The 19,470-nt window shown below is 40.6% G+C and carries 17 protein-coding genes; all 17 read right to left on the minus strand.

Annotation, left to right across the window (positions count from 1 at the left end):
- Positions 1 to 15 precede the first annotated feature (15 nt).
- Complete coding sequence (locus tag B4Z47_RS22700) at positions 16 to 864, minus strand: GIY-YIG nuclease family protein (protein ID WP_286727954.1); 849 nt, start codon at positions 862 to 864, stop codon at positions 16 to 18.
- 6 nt (positions 865 to 870) lie between these two features.
- Positions 871 to 3,885, minus strand: a complete 3,015-nt coding sequence (locus B4Z47_RS22705; protein ID WP_286727955.1) for a type I restriction endonuclease subunit R — start codon at positions 3,883 to 3,885, stop codon at positions 871 to 873.
- Positions 3,886 to 3,920: 35 nt separating this feature from the next.
- The gene (locus B4Z47_RS22710; protein ID WP_286727956.1) at positions 3,921 to 5,219 is read right to left on the minus strand and encodes a restriction endonuclease subunit S; all 1,299 of its coding nucleotides are present in this window, start codon (positions 5,217 to 5,219) and stop codon (positions 3,921 to 3,923) included.
- A 2-nt stretch (positions 5,220 to 5,221) separates the two neighbouring features.
- Positions 5,222 to 6,217: a virulence RhuM family protein gene (locus B4Z47_RS22715; protein ID WP_286727957.1), complete on the minus strand. Its 996-nt coding sequence runs from the start codon at positions 6,215 to 6,217 to the stop codon at positions 5,222 to 5,224.
- A 3-nt stretch (positions 6,218 to 6,220) separates the two neighbouring features.
- A complete protein-coding gene (locus tag B4Z47_RS22720) occupies positions 6,221 to 8,560 on the minus strand; it encodes a type I restriction-modification system subunit M (protein WP_286727959.1) in 2,340 nt (779 codons plus the stop codon).
- Between the two features lie 314 nt (positions 8,561 to 8,874).
- The gene (locus B4Z47_RS22725) at positions 8,875 to 9,744 is read right to left on the minus strand and encodes a hypothetical protein (protein WP_286727960.1); all 870 of its coding nucleotides are present in this window, start codon (positions 9,742 to 9,744) and stop codon (positions 8,875 to 8,877) included.
- Positions 9,745 to 10,175: 431 nt separating this feature from the next.
- Positions 10,176 to 10,562, minus strand: a complete 387-nt coding sequence (locus B4Z47_RS22730) for a nuclear transport factor 2 family protein (RefSeq protein ID WP_286727961.1) — start codon at positions 10,560 to 10,562, stop codon at positions 10,176 to 10,178.
- Positions 10,563 to 11,639: 1,077 nt separating this feature from the next.
- Complete coding sequence (locus tag B4Z47_RS22735; RefSeq protein ID WP_201639596.1) at positions 11,640 to 12,086, minus strand: nuclear transport factor 2 family protein; 447 nt, start codon at positions 12,084 to 12,086, stop codon at positions 11,640 to 11,642.
- Between the two features lie 151 nt (positions 12,087 to 12,237).
- Positions 12,238 to 12,567 (minus strand): metal-sulfur cluster assembly factor, encoded by a 330-nt coding sequence (locus B4Z47_RS22740; RefSeq protein WP_070565732.1) that lies wholly within the window; start codon positions 12,565 to 12,567, stop codon positions 12,238 to 12,240.
- A 37-nt stretch (positions 12,568 to 12,604) separates the two neighbouring features.
- The gene (locus tag B4Z47_RS22745) at positions 12,605 to 13,867 is read right to left on the minus strand and encodes a hypothetical protein (RefSeq protein ID WP_286727962.1); all 1,263 of its coding nucleotides are present in this window, start codon (positions 13,865 to 13,867) and stop codon (positions 12,605 to 12,607) included.
- A 1-nt stretch (position 13,868) separates the two neighbouring features.
- Positions 13,869 to 14,696 (minus strand): DUF2249 domain-containing protein, encoded by an 828-nt coding sequence (locus B4Z47_RS22750; RefSeq protein WP_115049928.1) that lies wholly within the window; start codon positions 14,694 to 14,696, stop codon positions 13,869 to 13,871.
- A 14-nt stretch (positions 14,697 to 14,710) separates the two neighbouring features.
- On the minus strand, positions 14,711 to 15,637 hold the full coding sequence (gene ric / locus B4Z47_RS22755; protein WP_070565738.1) for an iron-sulfur cluster repair di-iron protein: 927 nt from the start codon (positions 15,635 to 15,637) through the stop codon (positions 14,711 to 14,713).
- Positions 15,638 to 15,666: 29 nt separating this feature from the next.
- On the minus strand, positions 15,667 to 16,434 hold the full coding sequence (locus B4Z47_RS22760) for an ABC transporter permease subunit (RefSeq protein ID WP_070565740.1): 768 nt from the start codon (positions 16,432 to 16,434) through the stop codon (positions 15,667 to 15,669).
- Between the two features lie 7 nt (positions 16,435 to 16,441).
- Positions 16,442 to 17,155, minus strand: coding sequence for an ABC transporter ATP-binding protein (locus B4Z47_RS22765; RefSeq protein WP_088160564.1), 714 nt, complete (start codon positions 17,153 to 17,155; stop codon positions 16,442 to 16,444).
- On the minus strand, positions 17,152 to 18,402 hold the full coding sequence (locus tag B4Z47_RS22770) for a nitrous oxide reductase family maturation protein NosD (RefSeq protein WP_070565743.1): 1,251 nt from the start codon (positions 18,400 to 18,402) through the stop codon (positions 17,152 to 17,154). The genes B4Z47_RS22765 and B4Z47_RS22770 overlap by 4 nt, the downstream gene beginning before the upstream one ends.
- Positions 18,403 to 18,412: 10 nt before the next feature.
- The gene (locus B4Z47_RS22775; protein WP_083295915.1) at positions 18,413 to 18,862 is read right to left on the minus strand and encodes a nitrous oxide reductase accessory protein NosL; all 450 of its coding nucleotides are present in this window, start codon (positions 18,860 to 18,862) and stop codon (positions 18,413 to 18,415) included.
- The gene (locus B4Z47_RS22780) at positions 18,849 to 19,463 is read right to left on the minus strand and encodes a hypothetical protein (RefSeq protein WP_198386050.1); all 615 of its coding nucleotides are present in this window, start codon (positions 19,461 to 19,463) and stop codon (positions 18,849 to 18,851) included. The genes B4Z47_RS22775 and B4Z47_RS22780 overlap by 14 nt, the downstream gene beginning before the upstream one ends.
- Between the last annotated feature and the right edge of the window lie 7 nt (positions 19,464 to 19,470).

Here is a 19,470-nt window from a genome sequence, read left to right on the forward strand (position 1 = left end):
TTCCATTAATTAATTTTATAGCTCATAATGCTTTAATTGGACTCCCTCTTCTGTTTTCCATTCCAACGGTCCACTCGCCGATCTCGCTAATGTAGCGCACGCAGCCCTTGATGAGGAGGTGAACACATAATCTTTCATCAATATATAGAAATCGCCTTCAATCTTTAAAATACCATCATGTACCATTTGCGCTCGTTCAATACGGATTCCTTCAGACAATGAAGGCTGTTCTAATATCATGAAAATAGAATCTTTGTAAACAATGAACCCTTCTGTGGATGGGCTACCTTTGCTTTCAGCCCCTGCCCCATTTTTGCAGAAAAAAATCTGTCGCTGTGTTTCATTGTGATCCACAGTTTCTTCTAGATCTTCAAATATACGATGCCCTAATGTTGCTGTGAGCACTTTTATATTTGCTAAGAATTCTTCCAACTCAGCCTGCTCAGCTTCTGACAATTCAGATCGCGTTGGAATATTTTGATTAAGCGTGAAACGTCCGGCCCTCAAAGCTAAGTCATAAAGTCTATTTTCCAGATACTTTACGCTAGCCTTATTAAGATACTTATCTTTACTACCAAAAAATATCACCTCATTCCAAAACTCCTTTTGAGCGATATGATTGGTCAATCTCTCAGCAATAATTTCCGCTTCACCAATATAAGCTGCATCTTCATTGTTTTCCCCCTTACCAATCAAGATATACACGCCTGGTTTTTGAAATTCTGATCGATTGCTATATTCTTTAATTTTGATACGAGGTACCTTAACGCCTATTCCTGTCCAATTACTCAGCTCTGCTGTCATAAGCCCATTAGCTGTGCCGTCTACTAAAAACAAGCGTATCGTTTTTCCAAAAGTCTTCATATTGAACTATCTCTCCAAATAACGTTGCGTGCTATTCCTAAATTCCTGCTTAAACTGATCATCCATTAGACGTTTAGCAAATTCCATTTGAAACTTACGCATAGACAAAGCTACATCATCAAATATCTTCTTATAAGCTAGCTCACGCGTATAAGGATCGAGATTATCGACATACTTCTGTTGATAATCCGGATGATCAGCAATACGCTGCGTAAAAGTTTCATATACCTGTCGCTTATCCTCTGGTGTAGCTTCCCAATCCGCAAACCAGCGATCATTGAAATCGCGAATAATCTTGTCCAACGCATCAGTCTCATCATCGCCATGCACACCACGCGGGTTGGAATTGGCAGGATCTAATGTGCTCTCAGCCTTATCCAGCAACAATGATTCATTCAAACGTACACGTTCGATACCGTAAGTAGACAAGTCTACCGCATCCAATAACTCATCCAACAGTTCATCTTCTCTACGCTTTACAATCATCTTGGGAATAAGGAATTTTAGGAACCAAAATAGCTTTTCCCAAAACATATTCTCAAAACTGATCACCGCAGCCACCTGCCCATACACTTTTACAAAATGCTTAGCCTTGATTTTGAGGTCCGCCTTTTGCTCTTCATTTAAATCCAGGGTGTTATTAAATCGTAATGCAGCTTGGTCGATAATAGGGCTCAATTGATCTGCCTGTACACTTTGAAAAAATTTAGTATTGAAAACCTCCACCTCGTGCCACTCGTATATACCCGAATCATCAAGGCTATCTTTTAGATCGTGCAGTACATTTACATCGGTAGCACCACTTAAGGATGTCGCCGTATAAAATGGATCGAATGCGGCTTTGATATCAGCACTATCATTAAAGAAATCAAGTACAAAAAGGTTCTCCGTTTTCTTTCCGTATTTATTGGCCGAACGATTAAGTCTTGACAACGCCTGTACGCATAATACCCCTTGCAATTTCTTATCCACATACATCGTGGTCAGCTTAGGCTGATCAAAACCCGTAAGGTATTTATTGGCGACCACAAGGATACGATTTTCATCTAGATCAAATTGATCTTTTGTTTCCGAATCTGGAAATCCATTCAATGATGCTTCAGTATACTCAATACCATCCACAAGCTTTTTGCCTGAAAACGCAATAACAATTTTAAAAGGATTGTCGTATTCGGTAAGTATAAGCTTTAATGCCTGATAGTAGCGTATGGCCGATTCGATACTCTGAGTGACGACCATTGCTTTAGCTTTTCCTTTAAGCAACTTTTTGTAATAAACCTGCTGTAAAAAATGCTGTAGCATAATCCGTGCTTTGGCCTGTATGGTACGGGGATCACGCTCTACAAAGGCTTTTAAACGTTTCTGTGCCTTGCTGGTATTGAACTCAGGATTATCCTCAACAGATTTTTGTAATTGGTAATAGCTTCGAAAAGTGGTATAGTTAGCCAATACATCTAAAATAAATCCTTCTTCATTCGCCTGCTTCATCGAATAAAGATGAAACGGTTTAAAGGATCCATCGGCTTGCTTGGTGCCAAAACGCTCGAGTGTAGCATTTTTTGGTGTTGCTGTAAAAGCAAAATAGGAAGCATTTTGACGCATCTTACGAGCTTCCATTGCACGCAAGATTAAATCCTGTGCATCGACCTCTCCTTCTTCATTTGCTTCCAATTTGCCCAGCACCTGGTTCATCTTATCCGCTGCCGATCCGCCTTGGCTACTATGCGCTTCGTCGATAATAACAGCAAAGCGCTTGTCGCTCATGTCATCGATATCCTCAAGGATATGTGGGAATTTTTGTATGGTGGTAATAACGATACGCTTTCCGCTTTCGAGAGCTAATCTTAGATCACTGGAAGAAAATGCTGCACCAATAATATTTTTCACCTCGGAGAAGCTCTTAATGTTATCGCGCAATTGCCTATCCAATACTCTCCTATCAGTAACAACAATAACAGAATCGAAAAGCGGCATGCCTTGCTGATTTTCGACTTCGATTAGCTGAAATGCAGTCCAGGTAATGGAATTGGATTTACCGGAACCAGCGGAGTGTTGCACCAAATAGGTACTTCCAACTCCTTGTTTACGTACATCAGCTATAAGTCGCAGCACCACATCCAATTGATGGTACCTCGGGAAGATGTAAAACTTCTTATTAAGCGGATCGCTATCTTTACCCTCTAACAGCATAAAATGCTGGATAATGCTAGCCCAGCTTTCTTTGCTAAATGTTTCTTCCCAAAGATAGGCTGTACGGTGTCCATTAGGATTTACAGGGTTTCCCTTTCCCATATTATCCCCTTTGTTGAAGGGCAAAAAGAAAGTATCCTTCCCTTGAAGTTTGGTTGTCATATACACTTCGTCCGTATCAACAGCGAAATGTACGAGACAACGTCCGAACTGCAATAAGGGTTGGTTACTATCACGTGTATGTTTATACTGGTGTATTCCCTGTACCGCAGCAGTCTGGCCCGTCCAAGTGTTTTTTAACTCGATCGTACAAAGGGGTATGCCGTTGACTGTGATGACCATATCAATTTCCTCTCCCGGATTGAGACCGGAATAGCGGACTTGCCGGGTTACAGCAAATTGATTATGCTCAAAATTATCCCGCACAGCCTGTGCACTGCTGGCACTAGGGGCTTCATAAAAAAGTGTAAAATGTGCATTGTCTACATCGAGTCCCTTCTTGAGTACACGTAATACGCCATACTTTTTGACCATCCGATCATAACGTTCCAAGATCTTTAATTTCCAATCCCCATAAACTTGCAGCTTGGCAAGTTCTTTTGCTTGCGTAGACTGAAGGAAATTCCAGAAACGGAATGTATCCAACGCGTAGCTCTTATCAAAGTCAAGTGCATCGCCTAGATAATATCCTGCTCCTGAGAGATACTGACCGTATTTGTCATTGGCATCTGCAATATTGGTTCCCTGCTCTTTCAGATCTTCCAATGATGATCCTGTAAGTGCCTTTTCAATAAGGGATTCTAAAGCCTGTTCGTTATATTTTGAGGTCATACTTTTCAATTAAGGTTTATGATTGATAGGTGAAATTAGTCAACTACTTTTAGTTTACCAGTCACTACTTCATTAATCAAACTTTGCTTGTATTCTTTCAGTTTGGCAATCTGTTCTTGTTTCTGAGCAATGGCGCTGTCTATTTTTGAGGTTTGTTCTTCTAAATAGGTGACAATCGCTTGTTGTTCGGACGGAGGGGGAACAGGAAAAAAGAAATTATTAAAATTTTCAGTAGGGAATCTCCATCTCCCTAACATAGATACTCCTTGACCATGCGCATAAAACATCTTACTAGTATAACAATCCTGTAATAACGCTAAAAAATATAAAGGAATATTTGTATTATGTATTAATCGAAAAACTCGATAATCAGGACTTATAACACCGTTGTATTTCGAAATATCAACCCAACCAGTAAGTAAATCCATATGATTCATGGCGAAATCTCCTTCGAATGCAAACTGATATTTTGAATAGTCCATGGCTAATTGGCCTTCTCCACTTTTTACATCTTTTACTTTTATTCCTCTTTGGGTAATTGACAATACATCATACCCTTCCTCTCCCGCGATTCTTTTTAAGATATAAAAAATGTATTTCAACTTCTTCACTTCCCAATGTTCAGGTATCTTACCAATCCAATCGACTCTAGAGTTTTTCATTTTTGGAGATGATGCGGCAGACTTAGCATGATGAGGAAGACCCTTGGTTATCGCATTGTGAATGGTAATCTGTCGTAGTTCCTTTAGCTTTTCGATCTGTTGTTCTTTGAGGCTTACCGTAGCATCTACCTTTTCACATTTCTCATCGAGAAAGTTTGCTATGGATTCTTGTTCTACGACAGGTGGTAAACAGAATACAATTTCTTTTTGAGCAGAAGTATTAATTATTTTCACAACATTTCCATTTGAAAATTTATCAAATACTTTCTCAGCACTGAACACCATGTACTTAGAAAACCCGCTATTAACTTTTTCATTAAACACAAAAGAATTTATCTGTTGATTAGTAATCAAATTATCACCGGCTATTCCAATTTTACCGATTGTTCCGATAGAACAAACAAGTATAGAATTTATTGGAATTAGATATCCCTTTCTGATGGCAGTTAAGCTCACTTTTTCATCCGTTTCATAAATATACTTTAATCCCTGAAGGTTATTGGGCTTAACCCATAAAACTCCATCTTCATGAAAGTTATCTTTATTCTCTGTCGGAGGTGTATAACCCGTGTAAATAGCACACAAATATTTCAATTTACTTCTATTCCAATGCTCTGGAATCTCACCCAACCAGTCTATCCCGCTATCTTTATATTTCTCGTATCGCTGCATCTTTACTTCTTCTTTTTACTTTCTAAACTCTTCGCAGTGGTATCAATGAAGGCGACAAAATCCTTCTCCACTTTGGATAGTTCGTCCTTAGTCTTCTCCTTGTACTTGGCATATTCAAGCTCCGCCTTTTTCACTGCTTGATCATGACTTACTGCTCCGGCATGCTGCAGAACTTCATTTCCTACCATGCGTAGAAAATCATCTAGTCGTGTTATCCAATCCTGCATATACATCGGTTTGCGATTGAGTGCCTGCAATTCTGCCAACTCCAAATAGGCTGTTACCGTACGATTGAGAATATTAAGCTCCTCCTCTGTCAAATAATTTTTAGCAACTTGAATCTCTTGTTTACTGGGTTGCTCATCTTTGAAGTTAGTTAATCCAAGATTCGGCTTATCAGCATCAATGCGTTTGTAAATAACCTCAGCAGCTGTATTTCCATGCGCAGCAAAGTGCATCTTGTTCTGTACAGTCTTAAAAAAATGCTGTGATACCTCCGTCTTAGGGTCGTAATCAATACTCGTCGCATAGATATCCAACACTTTGCGCCAAAATACTTTTTCGGATGAGCGTATATCACGGATGCGAGCTAATAACTCGTCAAAGTAATTGCCCCCGCCAGCTTGCTTCAGCAACTCATCATTCATGGTAAAGCCTTTGACGATATACTCGCGTAAACGTGCCGTAGCCCACTGACGAAACTTGGTGCCCTGATGACTCTTTACACGGTAACCTACGGAGATAATGACATCGAGGTTATAGAACTTAACTGGTTTGTCTGAACCACTAATGTGCAAAATTTGCACATTGCTTTTTTCGTCTAGTTCACCGTCAGCAAAAACATTACTGATATGCTTTGTAATGACACTTCTTTCTTTCTGAAAGAGATCGGCCATTTGTGCCTGTGTAAGCCATACTGTCTCATTCTCTAAACGTGTCTCGATGCGGGTAACACCGTCTTCACTTTGATATATAAGTAGATTACTTTGTGGCTCCATAACCTAGAAGTTTAAAATATCTTGCAATAAACCATCTGCCTGCTCTTCTAAAGCCAAGAGATCAGCCTTGACTTCTTCGATAGAGCGTAATGGTGTATGCTTATAGAAATATTTGTTGAAGGAGATCTCATAACCGATCTTGACAGAATCCAGATTAATCCAAGCCTCCTCCACATGTGGAAGTACCTCGCGCTCAAAATAGCTGATAATGGATTCGTCTAATGGGATCTGCTCACTGTCGCGCAGATCACTCTCGGTCTCGTATACGGTAAACTCTCCAGCTTTAGCAGTTGGATAATAACCAAACAAGGATAACTGCTCCTCGGAGCAACCGAAGTGGTTTAGCAATTGAGCTTTCTTATCGCCCGTGATCTTCTCTACCTTTTTGATCACCTTTTCTGCTTCGGCATCATAAATGCTTATCGCCGATAAGATTGCTTTCTTTTCCGCAGCAGTAAGGGTAACCTTATGCTTTTTGCAGGTATCGTCGACCAAAGTTGAAAAAGCATTGAAATCCTTAAACTCATCATCGCCAATATGCGACCAGAGCACAAGTGCGAGATCATATAGCGTTTTTGGTTTATTCCATGTAGCTGCTTCGATCAGCTTAGCGAGTTGCTTTTTGTTGAGTCCCCAGTCTTCTTTCTCAGCACGATGGTTAATCTCTTCGCTTTTGCTAGTAAGGTCTGTATAGACAAGGTCGCCATAGGTTTCGTACAAGACCTGCATCGGAACTTTGAGGGCTTTATCAAATCGCAATTCGTCCAAAGCCGCCGCTGTAAACTGTGACTTGAGCCTTTTCGGTCGTTCGATATTGACTTTATAGTAGCCGAAGTCCGCATTCTTAAAGCGTTTGACTTGCAGCAGATCATTCTCTGCGCTCTCGAATTTGTTCTCAAGATAATTTTTAACAATCTCGCCTATCTGTGCTGGCGAAAATTCTGAGTTCTTACTCCCCAGGTTTTTACGTAATTTTTGAAACAGCTTATTCGCATCAAGCAATTGCACATGTCCTTTTCGTGCAGCTGGCTTATTATTGTTCAATAACCATATATAAGTGGTTATACCCGTGTTATAGAACAAGTTATTAGGCATCTGAACGATTGCATCCAATAGATCGTTCTCGATAATATACCGACGGATATTACTTTCACCAGAACCTGCATCACCTGTAAAAAGCGATGAGCCATTGTGCACGGATGCAATACGGCTTCCGATCTTATTGGAAGTAGGTGCTTTCATCTTGTCCACCATTTCCATCAAGAAAAGGAGCTGTCCATCGGAACTACGCGGCGTGGCATCTACGGTTTCCCAATTGCCCCAATAGTCTTTAAGCTTGATCTGAAAACGGCTATCGATAACTTCTTTACCATCTTTGATGTATTTCTGTTCTGAAGCCCAAGATTTACCATAGGGTGGATTGGACAACATGAAGTCGAACTTCATATGCGAAAACTCATTGGTCGACAATGTTGAACCGACACGGATATTCTCCGGATCCTTGCCCTTGATCATCATATCGGACTTACAGATGGCATAGGTTTCATCATTGATCTCCTTACCATACAAATAGACATCCCCTTTGTATTTAAAGGCATCATCTTCGACAAGATAGTTTTCACTTTCAGTAAGCATCCCACCGCTACCACAAGCAGGGTCATATATGGTAATAATATTGGGCAGGTGATCTTTTAGCGGTTCGAAGACCAAGTGAGTCATTAATTGAATGACTTCACGTGGTGTAAAGTGCTCTCCAGCCTCTTCGTTATTCTCTTCGTTGAATTTGCGGATCAGCTCTTCGAATACATATCCCATTCCCAGGTTGGACAACGCTGGCAATAGACGTCCTTCAGGATCATTCTTTGTTAGCGGTGTCAGATTAATATAGGGAGAAGTAAACTTTTCCAAGACGTCCAACAATACATCTTTGGCTGCCATATGGCGTATCTGCGCACGAAGATTAAACTTCTCGATAATCTCTTGCACATTGGCAGAAAAACCAAGCAGATACTCTTCAAAATTGGCCACCAATTTTTGTTGCGAATTGGTCGCTGTGCCTTTGAGTTTCTCCATTGTCCAAGGGGATGTGTTGTAAAACACATACTTGGATGCATGTCTAAGACCATCGGGATCAAGTTCAACCTGGCCTGCATCCTCCCGTTGATAGCGCACTTCTTCAAGTACAGCATCTTTCGTCGTTTCGAGCAAAGAATCGATACGCCGTAATACAACAAAAGGCAAAATAATATCACGATACTTACCCCGGACATATACGTCGCGAAGGCAATCATCGGCAATGGACCAAATAAAACTAACTAATTTATTATGAGCAGTATGAGTCATCTATCTATTTATCTAAAATCTCTATGGCTTAACCTACAAATTAAGCTTTTTTTTAACTGATTAGCAATAAATGTTATTAACATTGTAAAATAGCATTCTTTTTAAGCAGTCACAAGGATAAAATGGTAAGATAAGGTCGAGGCTGTTCAGTTTATTAATGCTTGATCTTTCTACTAATGTGCGCTGATGGATATTCTTAAACACCAAAATCAAGCTCCTGCGAAAGACTGATCGTGAAACGAACAACTGTAATCTTTTTTGAACAGTTAAATATCAAACAGTACCACACACTTTCTGCGGACGTACTATTGGACTTAGTTACCAGTCCAGTTTCTAAGCACTGTCGGAGTTTTTATTGTGATTTGTCCATTTTGGCTTCTTTTAACATAAATTTTTAAAATTGAATTCAAAGGCCTACTGACATTACCCCGAATCGCAGCTTTCCATTTTGAGGTACCGTCGCCAAAATAGTTCGTATTTTTTTCAGACAATTTCTTTTGAAGCGCTTTAGAATACGAAGATTTATTACCATATACTGGCTCTACTTCCTCTAAGTCGCCTTCTTTTGATATTTTTACTTTAAATAGAAAAACACTATCTACATCATTTTTTGACAGCTCAGGACGACTAATTGAACTTAGATTTTTTTCAAGTTCTTTCGTTCCTCCAACATACCTGGCAGCAAACGCCCATACGTTTTCTGTAAGATAATCTCTTGTACCCGAAGAAATGGTAGCACTAAATAATGATAGATGAAGTTTTTTTCTTTCTATAGTAATGGATTTTATCCTCTGAATCTTTTCTATTCCTAAACTGGCATTGCTATTAAACTCGTCCGATTGTAAATCCAATACTTCAATCGAAGGGTATGCTTTTTTTAGAAGCCATAAATCTCCTTCAAATGTCAGGTCAAAGTGCTCAGTCTTGGTGCCTAACGAATCATTCTTAAAATTTAATAAAATGTAATAAGGTTTTAAATCCTTATATCCTATAACAATTGAATTTATTGAATCATAGGATTTAAAAAATGTCTGGTTGGTGGCAATATCAAACTGTATATCATCAGTCCAAAAGGCTGGATCATTGTTACGACTAGTTTGAGCTATACTCGTCGAAGTACAATAGAAACATATTATAATTCCTAATAAGAATGAAGAGAATATTCGTGATGTTTCTTTTATCATAACTGATTATTTAAAATATTTAATTGAATAGCCTGGTCCCTAATAATAGGGATCTTCATACAGTTTAAATAAGCCAAGCCAATTTATAAAAAAAATCACTCCGATAAAACTATTTCAAATTGGCTATTGTTCGTGCAATACAAAACGGCTACAAGCTACCTTTCGAAAGAAAGGTTCAACATAAAAATTGGCGTCGTACAGTGAAAATCCAATAGTTTTTAAAAACATTGGATGACGAAACAAAAAAGAGGAAACGATAGGAAACATAAAAATTGCTGTACAAATAAACGCTAAGAGAAAGGGTCTGATGAGAATCAGGCCCTTTTGACATAAAAAGCCACATCTCACGATATGGCTTCTAAACTAAACTTAAACATATGATTCACTAGTGGTTTGTCTTTTATTACTGACAAACCACTAGTTATTGGATACTACTTATACGAATTGATTGATTTGGATACTTTCCAGTCATTGCCCACACGCTCCAAGGTAACCAGATCAGTCTTCGTAAAATTCTCAAATCTCGAAGTTACTTTAGCGACCATATAGTCTGCCGATTCTTCTAAAATATCTGTGGTTACTGTGCAGTTTAGCTTTTCACCTTTTTGTTTTTTCAATAGTTTGACCACTCCACTACGGCTGTTAGATTGCGCATTGGAAGATTGGATCTTTTGGCTGAAATCTTCAGCGAATAACTGCTCAACTCCTGCTGATTCGCCCTCGGTGGTTACCGCTACATAGTGTTCCAAAGCGAAGTCTTCTGTGGAAAGGTTAACATTTGTTTTTGTTTCTTTTGCTCCTGGCCCTTCAGCTGCCATAGCGAAAGTTGATACTGCGATTAGAGCTGCTGCTGCGAATGTTTTTACTAGCGTTTTTTCTCGAAATTATTTGTTTTTTATTTGATGATAAAGCTATCATGAGTGCCTTTTGAATACACTCATGATGGTTCATAATATCTTTTTTTATAGTGTTAGTTTTTTATCTAAATAATTTGTTCTTCAATTGTGATGAAGCTATCATGAGCATTTCCATCGATGCTCATGATGACTTTTGTTCTTATTTGTTGACTCAAAACTACAACACAATACGCCCCTAGCCTACGGGCTTTAGACTAACGCTCTGGAAAACTCGGTGAATGGCGGGAATAGAGAGGTGAGCCTGCTTCGTATCAGATTCGTACCACGTTCGGATCATCAATAGATATTGTACAGACGCCCAACAGACCTTGTCCAGTCTCTGTACAGGGAAAAACTGGTCAGATACTGGTCGACAATCGAACCCTAGATGTCCTGATCCGAAGGATATGCGAAGCAGGTACGAACACAACCCCTATAAAAGTTATTTAAATTAATCCCTAATTAGCAGTTTTTAGCAAATAATGCCTAGTGCAGCGACGAAATCCGTGAGTTCGTGTTGGAACGATCACCGAGATACCATGTCTTTGGTCATAACCGTTCAGGCTATGGTAAGAGGAAAACTAAGGCTATCCAGTTTATCAACGCTTTGTCGTATGAGCTGTTGTAGGGAAAGGTGTGATTAAACTACACGATCAACTCAAGTGCATTCAAGATCTATAAACGAGGCGATACTACTATCTTTCTACTAATTCTTCTACTTTCTTTCTACTTCTTCTTCTCCTAATCTTTCCCTAGTTCTTTCCCTAAAATATTTACATTTTTCCTTCTGAAATAGCCTACAGCCTATTGTACGATCGTTATTAAAAGTCTGTTCATTAAGCGCTTCTCCTAAATTCACCTATTCTTTCTACTTAATTATTCTAATTGAGCTCCACAAGCTACCTTATCCCCGAGGCAACTCGCTATTTTAAATAGATCACGAAAAAGCCACATCTCCCGACATGGCTCCACAACATATATATTTATTTGAAATCGCCTCTATTTATACGAATTAATCGATTTGGATACTTTCCAGTCATTAGCCACACGCTCCAAGGTAACTAAGTCCGTTTTGGTGAAGTTCTCAAATTTCAACGTTACTTTAGCTACCATATAATCTGCAGATTCTTCTAAAATATCAGTGCTAACTGTGCAGTTCAGCTTCTCTCCTTTTTGTTTTTTCAAGGATTTAACCACTTCGCTACGGCTGTTAGACTGCGCATTGGTAGCTTGGATCTTTTGATTAAAATCAGCTGCGAATAACTGCTCTACGCCTGCTGATTCTCCCTCCGTAGTGACCGCAACATAGTGCTCTAAAGCGAAGTCAGCTGTGGAAAGGTTAACGTTTTCTTTTGTTGCTTTTGCTCCAGGTCCTTCAGCTGCCATAGCAAATGTAGATACGGCGATTAAAGCTGCTGCTGCGAATGTTTTTACTAATACTTTCATAATGTTTTTTTTTATTGTGTTAGTACTTTTGTTCTTATTTGTTGACTCAAAACTACAACACAATAGGCCCTTAGCCTAAAGGCTTTAGACTAACGATCGGGAAAACTCGGCGAATAGCGGAAATAGGGAGGTGAATTTATTCTTCAAGAAATCATTCTCGTTCCAATAGGCTCTTTCCCTCTTCGCTGATCCGATCGGGAGTCCAAATAGGATCCCAAACGAGCTCGATAATTATTGCCCGCTGTGGAAATTGCTGTTGCAATGTTTTTTCAACGCCATGAACGATAGAGTCGCCCATCGGGCAATAGGATGAAGATAACGTCATGGTAACAACAATACGACTGGGATCGGTTAAATTAATATCATAAATTAAGCCCATATCTACGATGTTGATCCCCAATTCGGGATCCATCACAAGCATCAATACCTGAACAGCTTTTAACTGATCGGAAGCCTCCGGTTTTGTTAGATCAATTTTCATGGTATCTTTCATTAAATATATAGGCGAGGTGCGTAGTTTATTTACTTTTTCTTTGATGAAAAACTACTTTTCCGACATTGACAACATAAACAGCAGCAAGTGCTGCCCAAAGCCAGGCTGCACAGTATAATGCCCACCTGAATTGAACGGCTACAGCAACCGCCATGACGACAAGCGCCACTAGGTAAAGATAATATTGTATAGAAAGTAATCGCTGACTATAAAGTTCCTTGGGCAAAGGTATTTTTTTGATGCCATTGAGATCTTTATAGCGCCAATTCCAGATCATAAAAGGCAGGGTCTTATAGGTCATCCCTAAAATAATACCCGTTATCCATCCAAAAAACACCCATACGACATATAAATTCACCCAATTACCAGACTCCTGCCGGACAACCATAGGTAAGGTGAGAAACGCGAACAATAAACTCAAAAAGGAAATGAAACTATGTTTCATCGGAATATCCAGTACCTTACGAGCCCGGTGCACAAAACAATCCACGACAAAAACGGCCCAGCAAACTACTCCCAATAGCACTATTGCTCCAAAGGTAAGAGATCTTAATCCCACAGGATGGCTGTATCCGTCCAATAAAAAAAGTACCAATCCAAGGTTTATCAAAATGACCGAAACATAAAGCCACTTTGTTTTGGTGGATTGTCCCAAGAGAAACATCGGCAGCATCTTCGCTCCCGCTCCCAGGATCAACTGCAAAAACCAACCAACAATACCGACGTGGGCGTGTAGCTTTAGGATATCGAGGTGACTTTTTGTTAGAAAACCATGGGCTAAATTAATGGCAAGCAAAAGGCCTAAGGTGGTTGTAAAACAAAGCCAGAAGGCCGAGAACGTAAAATAAAGGCGTAGTTCAAATAGATGCTCCACATCTTTAGTCGTCATCCACAGCAAGTAGAAGTACAGGTAGGAGCTGAGCGTAATCAATAGCCCTCCAACGCACATGAGTAAACCGATCTTGAAATACCAGAAACTATAAATCAACACACAGGTTCCCGATGTCAATAGGATATAACTGAAAAATGCCAATTTGGAAGAGCGAAGTGAACGTTCAAAAATAACCGGCACCAGCTGATACGCCGCTCCATAAATCACCATCGTGCCCCAACCTAGTGCTAGGCTATGGACGATTGCCAGCACTTTTGGTTGAAAATGGTGCCCAAAGAGCTGCCCCCCGCTAAAAACCAAGAGGAAGCTGAACAGTAGAAAAAAAATGCCCGCAGTGATAAAAAACGGCAATACAGCATACGCTTCTGGGCTCTTATGAATAGCAATATGTGCCATTTTATTTAACGGGGTAAATTAACAGATGGACATCTCCAGGATGTTGTTCATGGATGAAAATCCGATAAGAAAAATGATCCAGTTCTTCTAGTAAATGGAGCGGAACCTTCCGATGTTTTACATAGACAACCTCATCGGCTTTCAGTTGAGCAAGGGCCTCAAGAATTGATTCCATGGGCTGCGGCATAGGCAATGTCCTGACATCCAATGTAACAAGTTGAAGCGCGGAAAGTCGTGCTAATTTCTGCTCAAAAAGTCGTTTCGGCACAAATGAAATATGATCGCCCTCAGCAGGCTGAACGGACAGCACTGTATCTTTTTTATAAAAGTAACTTCTGAATTCGCCCTCCGCCCATTCGTGGCTATAGCTTGGCACTCCACACTCCTCCATACGCCTAATCAATGGAATGGGGACAAATGAATTGCTGATGCAAAGAATCCCTCCTGCGACGAGTGAGCGATACAACTGAAAAATATCTCTTAATGGATCTTGCCCCATTTCCAATAGGGGTCTCACATCGAATACAACCGTCACTGCTGCATCATCCATCCAACTTGGCCGCTCTGCTGCATCGAATGGATCATTGACTTTCTCAGCTCCATCTGACATCCAAATAAAGCCGAGCGGTACCAGCGCAGCACGGAAATCTGCAACCGAACATCCGCCAATTTTTGCTGCTTCGCCTATGGAGACCCGAGGGGCCAGTATCCGACGCAACACCGGGATCCGGATCTTACGCAAGGGTTTGGCAATAGCTGCAATGGCTTCAATGCTTAAGTCATTATAGCTGATCAGTTCTGAAATCTTGGTATGCTGGTTTATCCGCATGGCTTTTCTAGTTTTTAATTCATTTGAACACCGTAGCTCGCGAGCAACTTTGGAAATAAAATATTATTCTCCAGGTGGATATGCTGCAAAAGATCGGATTCGAAAGATTCGATCTGTGAAAATAATGACGTGTAGGAATTGCAGGCATTGGCTGGCAATGTGTAATTTTGGGTAATTTTGCGCAACTGCTGAAGTTCCTTTCCTGAATCTTCGTGTTCGGAAATCAAAAATTGAATGAGCTGATCTACCTGTTTGCTGGTCAATTCTTGTTCATTCTTGGTTGCCGGAAAGAGCTGCTTCTCCTCTTTATCCAAATGATGGTAAAGGTCATCAAGAAAGGCATCGAGTTCTTGGGACAAGTTGACCAGCTCGGGATGCTGCTGTGCATGCACATCGGCCACTTTATGTGCAAGTTCCTGAATAATCGGTCCTTTTTCCCGGACATACCGATGATGAACATTCTTAATATAATCACTTAAAAAATCGATATCCCAATCTTTAAAATTTAGCGGTGGGCCGGCTATAGGAAGCTCTTCGGATTGGTTTAACCGTCTGCGCAATTCAATTTCATCGAGACCAACACTATGAGCGGCCTCCTTAAGCGTCTGCTTACCACCGCAACAAAAATCTACCCCAAGCTGTTTTAAAACTTCGGCCTTGCGGATATCCTTGGCAGCAATATGGCCAACGGTTTCCAGTGTTTCGCTTTCGAGCGGTTTGCCAAGGCGAACCTGCCAGTATTCGGGCCCCGATTCAAGATAATTCCAAATGAGATCCTTTCCACGTTCACCCAGCAACTGATAATAGAGCGGTTTAGGATCATGATCGTTTTTGATAATAAATGACTCGCCCGAATCCAGGGCATCGAAGTGATCAAATATGGTCGGGTGTTTAAGTCGAGGTTCTATATTGAAAACCTCCAATAACGGTGATTTAATCATGATAATAGTATTAAATGGTCAATAAATTATTATAAATCCTTTTTCTTAAAATAGCGAATAGATAGCCCTAGAGGAATGAGGCACCAGAGCAACATGACCAACAGGGTGATCGCAATGCCGAATGTATTACCGAAGAAATCCCGAAATATCGCCCCTGTATAGCCCATCATCGCGGATAGATCGACCTGTAATAAAATAAGGATGCGACAGATATCGATGGGATTGAGCATGGACAGTGCAACCATTCCATGTTCGATGGGATAATCCGCAAACTGAAATAGGATGAAAAGCACCAGTGCGTCAAAAAGCAGCGTGAAATAAAGCCAAAGCAAAATTGCCAATCCTATCCCCTTCGACTTATCTCTGATCAATACAGATGTCCACATCGCGATCGAAACGAAAATCAAAGAAAGTAACAGTCCGCAACCGACCAAAGTAATTCCCGAAGAGCTAAATGCATAGATAAAAGTTGGTATGCCAACGCCAATAAAAAAAGCTAAACTAAGTGCACCTGCCAGACCCACATACAGGCTGCCCCAAATGCTTTGCCGTTGCAAAGGCTGACTGACAAGGCAATTGATAAACTCGGAACTCTGGTAGATATAGATGCCTGAAAAAATGATACTCATCAGCGGAACTACAAACAACACAATATTTAGTAGACTGAGTAATCCCTTTTCATAGTTGTCCTCCATGCTATAGACCGTCATGGAAAGTACAAAGAGTAATATGGTGTAGCATAAAATGGTCTTGTTGCGCAAGAGATCCACAAAAACGTAGCGTATAATTTTATTCATCTTTTCTCTAATTAGACAGGTCGCGGTTCTGCATCAAATAAGCGATTGCTTTAGATAGCTTTTCAGTACCTGTATCTTCTTTTAATTGCTGCAAACTCTTATGAAACTTCAGCTCTCCTTCCTGAAGAAAGACAATCTGCGATACAAATTCATCGAGATCACTAAGCACATGGGAACTGATGATGATCAGTTTACCGCGTCCGATTTCTTTTTTGATTTTATCCTTGAGAATTTCGGTAGACAGAGGATCCAGTCCTGCTGTAGGTTCATCCAGGATGAGTACTTTGGGGTCAAACATAAATGCGATACAGGCACTTACTTTTTGTCTTGTGCCACCGGAAAGCGTTGCCATCCGTTTTTCCAACAGCTTGTCCACGCCAAAAGCCTGATAAAGATCCGAATCCGCCTGGGGCTGTTTACGGATATCTTTGATCATATCCAGGACCTGTTTGATGGACATATTCTCAGGATATTGACCGATCTGCGGCATATAGCCGATATGGTTCCGATAAGCCCATTGCTGTCCAATGTCCTGTCCTTCAAAAGTGATCCGTCCGGCACTCGGCATGACCATACCTAGGACAGACTTGATCAAAGTAGTCTTACCACTGCCATTGGGGCCAATTAAGGCAACGCATTCGCCGCCATTCAAGGTCAGATCAATGCCCTTTAATGCATTGAATTTTCCAAAGCTTTTTGTTAACTGCTGGATACTAATCATACTTTTATTGATTTCATGCGAGGCTTATCGTCTTTAAGCCCCTCGGGTGTCAGACTTGGTAATAGCTTTTCAGTCCGGTCGAACAACATGGCCATAAAACTTCGAAAAAGTAACATCGCCGAAGGATAGCGCTCAACCATCATCGAGAATAGGCTTACGGGACGAAAAGGGATATCCCCAAATCCGTCTTTGTCCAGATCGTATCCCTCGTATTTGTCCCAATAGTTATGCACAAAGCTGTTGAGTGTAAGGGTACCATTGGTGGCAACATCAAAGGTATTCTGAAGAAAATTATTGTCTTTAAGCACATTGTCCATACAGCTCGACTGAATCTTGAGCCCCCATCCGTTGCTCTTAAAATTGTTATGTTCAATATGGATACGATTCGATCCTTCCATAAAAATACCCGTGGTGTTGCGGCTAAACTGATTGTTGATGATCTGACTATCGGAAATATCTTTGAGCAACAATCCATAGGCGGCATCGCCCCAATTCTCTTCGAAATTATTGTTTTCCATATGGACATGCTTGGTATACATAACAGCTACACCTGCACCATTGCTGCGAAAGGTGTTTGAGATGTAACTGTTCTCATGGGAAAACATAAAATGGAGACCATAGCGCAGATTTTTTTCAGAAAGATTGCCCTGTACTCGAGTATGGGTCACAAACTCAAGATAAATACCGTCCCTATGTCCAGACACTTCATTATTTTCAACACTTAAACTATCTGATTTCCAAGCATGAATACCATTACCAATCAGCTGCTCCGCTGTACCAAAAGCTTTGAGGATATTGCCCCGTATTTCAACGTTTGTAGCATTCTGCGCATAAATCCCGAAAAAATTGTCCACGAGCTCATTGTCAAAAATTTTGATATGCGCTGTATTGTAAATTTTAATACCGGCAATATCATTCATGGAAGAATGTCCCGAATGCTGTATTAAAAAGCCTTGAACAGTAACCTGCGGTGATTTGATCGAGAGCGGTTCATATTTTTTCTCGCCGTCCAGCACAGGTTTTCCCAGGCCTTTCAGGAAAATTGCCTTATCAATAACAATATTCCCCTCCTTATACACACCCGCCGCTACTAAAACGGTATCACCTGATTTCGCTTGTGCTAAGCCAGCCTTTATTGTTCTGACCGACTGCCCCTTTCCTACCTGGATGGTTGTAGCCGATACAGGCACGTTTACGAGCCAAAGACAAGCCATTGCACAGTACAACGCTAAAGCTAGATTCTTCATTGTTATTCATTTATTTCCACAGATCATTCCAGGTCATCACCGTGCCACCGATCTCTGCTTTGACCTTATCCAGTTCCACCCGTTTTTCAAATACAGCAACATTGCCTCGCATTGGGCTTTTCAAGGCTTCACTTTTGAGATAATATGCACCTTCAGCCGGTACGAGCTTATGGCTAACATAATCCGGCAGGTAATAAACGGCAATCTCTTCTTTTTTGACCGAGTTCCCTTTGACAAAGGCGATCATACATTGTACGTCATCAAAATTAAAGACCCGTCCCTTTTTTGTCTGCAGCTGCGTACCAAAACGCGCGTCCGTTATTGTCATCTTACAGTGGGCACATTGCTCGCTACCGTATTTAATAGGCTTGGGTTTATTGTTGCCCTGACAGGCCTGCAAACTACATAGAACCAGCAATATACTACTACAGATCAACGCAAATAATTTATAGTTTCTCATATGATTTTAGTTTTAGGGTTTTATTATTTTGCCACTCTCGCACTGTACAAAAGGCCAAGATAATTCCACAGAGTATAAAGATCCATCCCCCGATATCAGGTATAGAATAGGCGCCAAAATTTAAAAGCTGTTTGTATCCGATCAGTGGTGGCTGATAAGACATTCCGGGAACTTTTATCGGTGCAGATGGATCGAGCTGATGCCCATAGTTGTATTCCCAGATATAAAAGTCAACCAGGGCTGCGACTCCAAAAAGCAGAAAACAAAAGAATAAGCCATAGAGCAGTTTTCTATTCTGCACGAAACCGGTAAGCAAAAAAGCAAGCGCAAAAAATAAGATGATATAGGGCAAGACCTTAAATTCTATGAAATCTTCCGCATGTAGCGTTTTCATCCCGATATAGTGGTTCAGTCCATTGATAATATCAACTTGTCCGGCCAACTTGTTGCTATAGATCTGTAGTTCTAGCCCTTCTGGGTATTGTGCTGCGTCGAGCTCAATACGCCAGATGGGTAGGAAGATGACCGCTACCAGGGCCAGGCCACTCAGGATCAAAAGAATCCGATGTACTGCTGACAGGTGACTTGTAGTTTTCATCATTGTAGGT

It is taken from the genome of Sphingobacterium sp. UBA2610 (assembly GCF_002339225.1).
GTDB classification, from domain to species: Bacteria; Bacteroidota; Bacteroidia; order Sphingobacteriales; family Sphingobacteriaceae; genus Sphingobacterium; species Sphingobacterium multivorum.

Excerpts from the sequence above, each read along its gene's own strand:
- B4Z47_RS22705 (WP_286727955.1), bottom strand. The coding sequence starts at position 3,885 with ATGACCTCAAAATATAACGAACAGGCTTTAGAATCCCTTATTGAAAAG.
- B4Z47_RS22735 (WP_201639596.1), bottom strand. The coding sequence starts at position 12,086 with ATGAAAGTATTAGTAAAAACATTCGCAGCAGCAGCTTTAATCGCCGTA.
- B4Z47_RS22715 (WP_286727957.1), bottom strand. The coding sequence starts at position 6,217 with ATGGAGCCACAAAGTAATCTACTTATATATCAAAGTGAAGACGGTGTT.
- B4Z47_RS22745 (WP_286727962.1), bottom strand. The coding sequence starts at position 13,867 with ATGGCACATATTGCTATTCATAAGAGCCCAGAAGCGTATGCTGTATTG.
- B4Z47_RS22725 (WP_286727960.1), bottom strand. The coding sequence starts at position 9,744 with ATGATAAAAGAAACATCACGAATATTCTCTTCATTCTTATTAGGAATT.
- B4Z47_RS22770 (WP_070565743.1), bottom strand. The coding sequence starts at position 18,402 with ATGAAGAATCTAGCTTTAGCGTTGTACTGTGCAATGGCTTGTCTTTGG.
- B4Z47_RS22780 (WP_198386050.1), bottom strand. The coding sequence starts at position 19,463 with ATGATGAAAACTACAAGTCACCTGTCAGCAGTACATCGGATTCTTTTG.
- ric (WP_070565738.1), bottom strand. The coding sequence starts at position 15,637 with ATGATTAAATCACCGTTATTGGAGGTTTTCAATATAGAACCTCGACTT.
- B4Z47_RS22740 (WP_070565732.1), bottom strand. The coding sequence starts at position 12,567 with ATGAAAATTGATCTAACAAAACCGGAGGCTTCCGATCAGTTAAAAGCT.
- B4Z47_RS22775 (WP_083295915.1), bottom strand. The coding sequence starts at position 18,862 with ATGAGAAACTATAAATTATTTGCGTTGATCTGTAGTAGTATATTGCTG.
- B4Z47_RS22750 (WP_115049928.1), bottom strand. The coding sequence starts at position 14,696 with ATGCGGATAAACCAGCATACCAAGATTTCAGAACTGATCAGCTATAAT.
- B4Z47_RS22700 (WP_286727954.1), bottom strand. The coding sequence starts at position 864 with ATGAAGACTTTTGGAAAAACGATACGCTTGTTTTTAGTAGACGGCACA.
- B4Z47_RS22710 (WP_286727956.1), bottom strand. The coding sequence starts at position 5,219 with ATGCAGCGATACGAGAAATATAAAGATAGCGGGATAGACTGGTTGGGT.
- B4Z47_RS22765 (WP_088160564.1), bottom strand. The coding sequence starts at position 17,155 with ATGATTAGTATCCAGCAGTTAACAAAAAGCTTTGGAAAATTCAATGCA.
- B4Z47_RS22720 (WP_286727959.1), bottom strand. The coding sequence starts at position 8,560 with ATGACTCATACTGCTCATAATAAATTAGTTAGTTTTATTTGGTCCATT.
- B4Z47_RS22760 (WP_070565740.1), bottom strand. The coding sequence starts at position 16,434 with ATGAATAAAATTATACGCTACGTTTTTGTGGATCTCTTGCGCAACAAG.
- B4Z47_RS22730 (WP_286727961.1), bottom strand. The coding sequence starts at position 10,562 with ATGGCAGCTGAAGGGCCAGGAGCAAAAGAAACAAAAACAAATGTTAAC.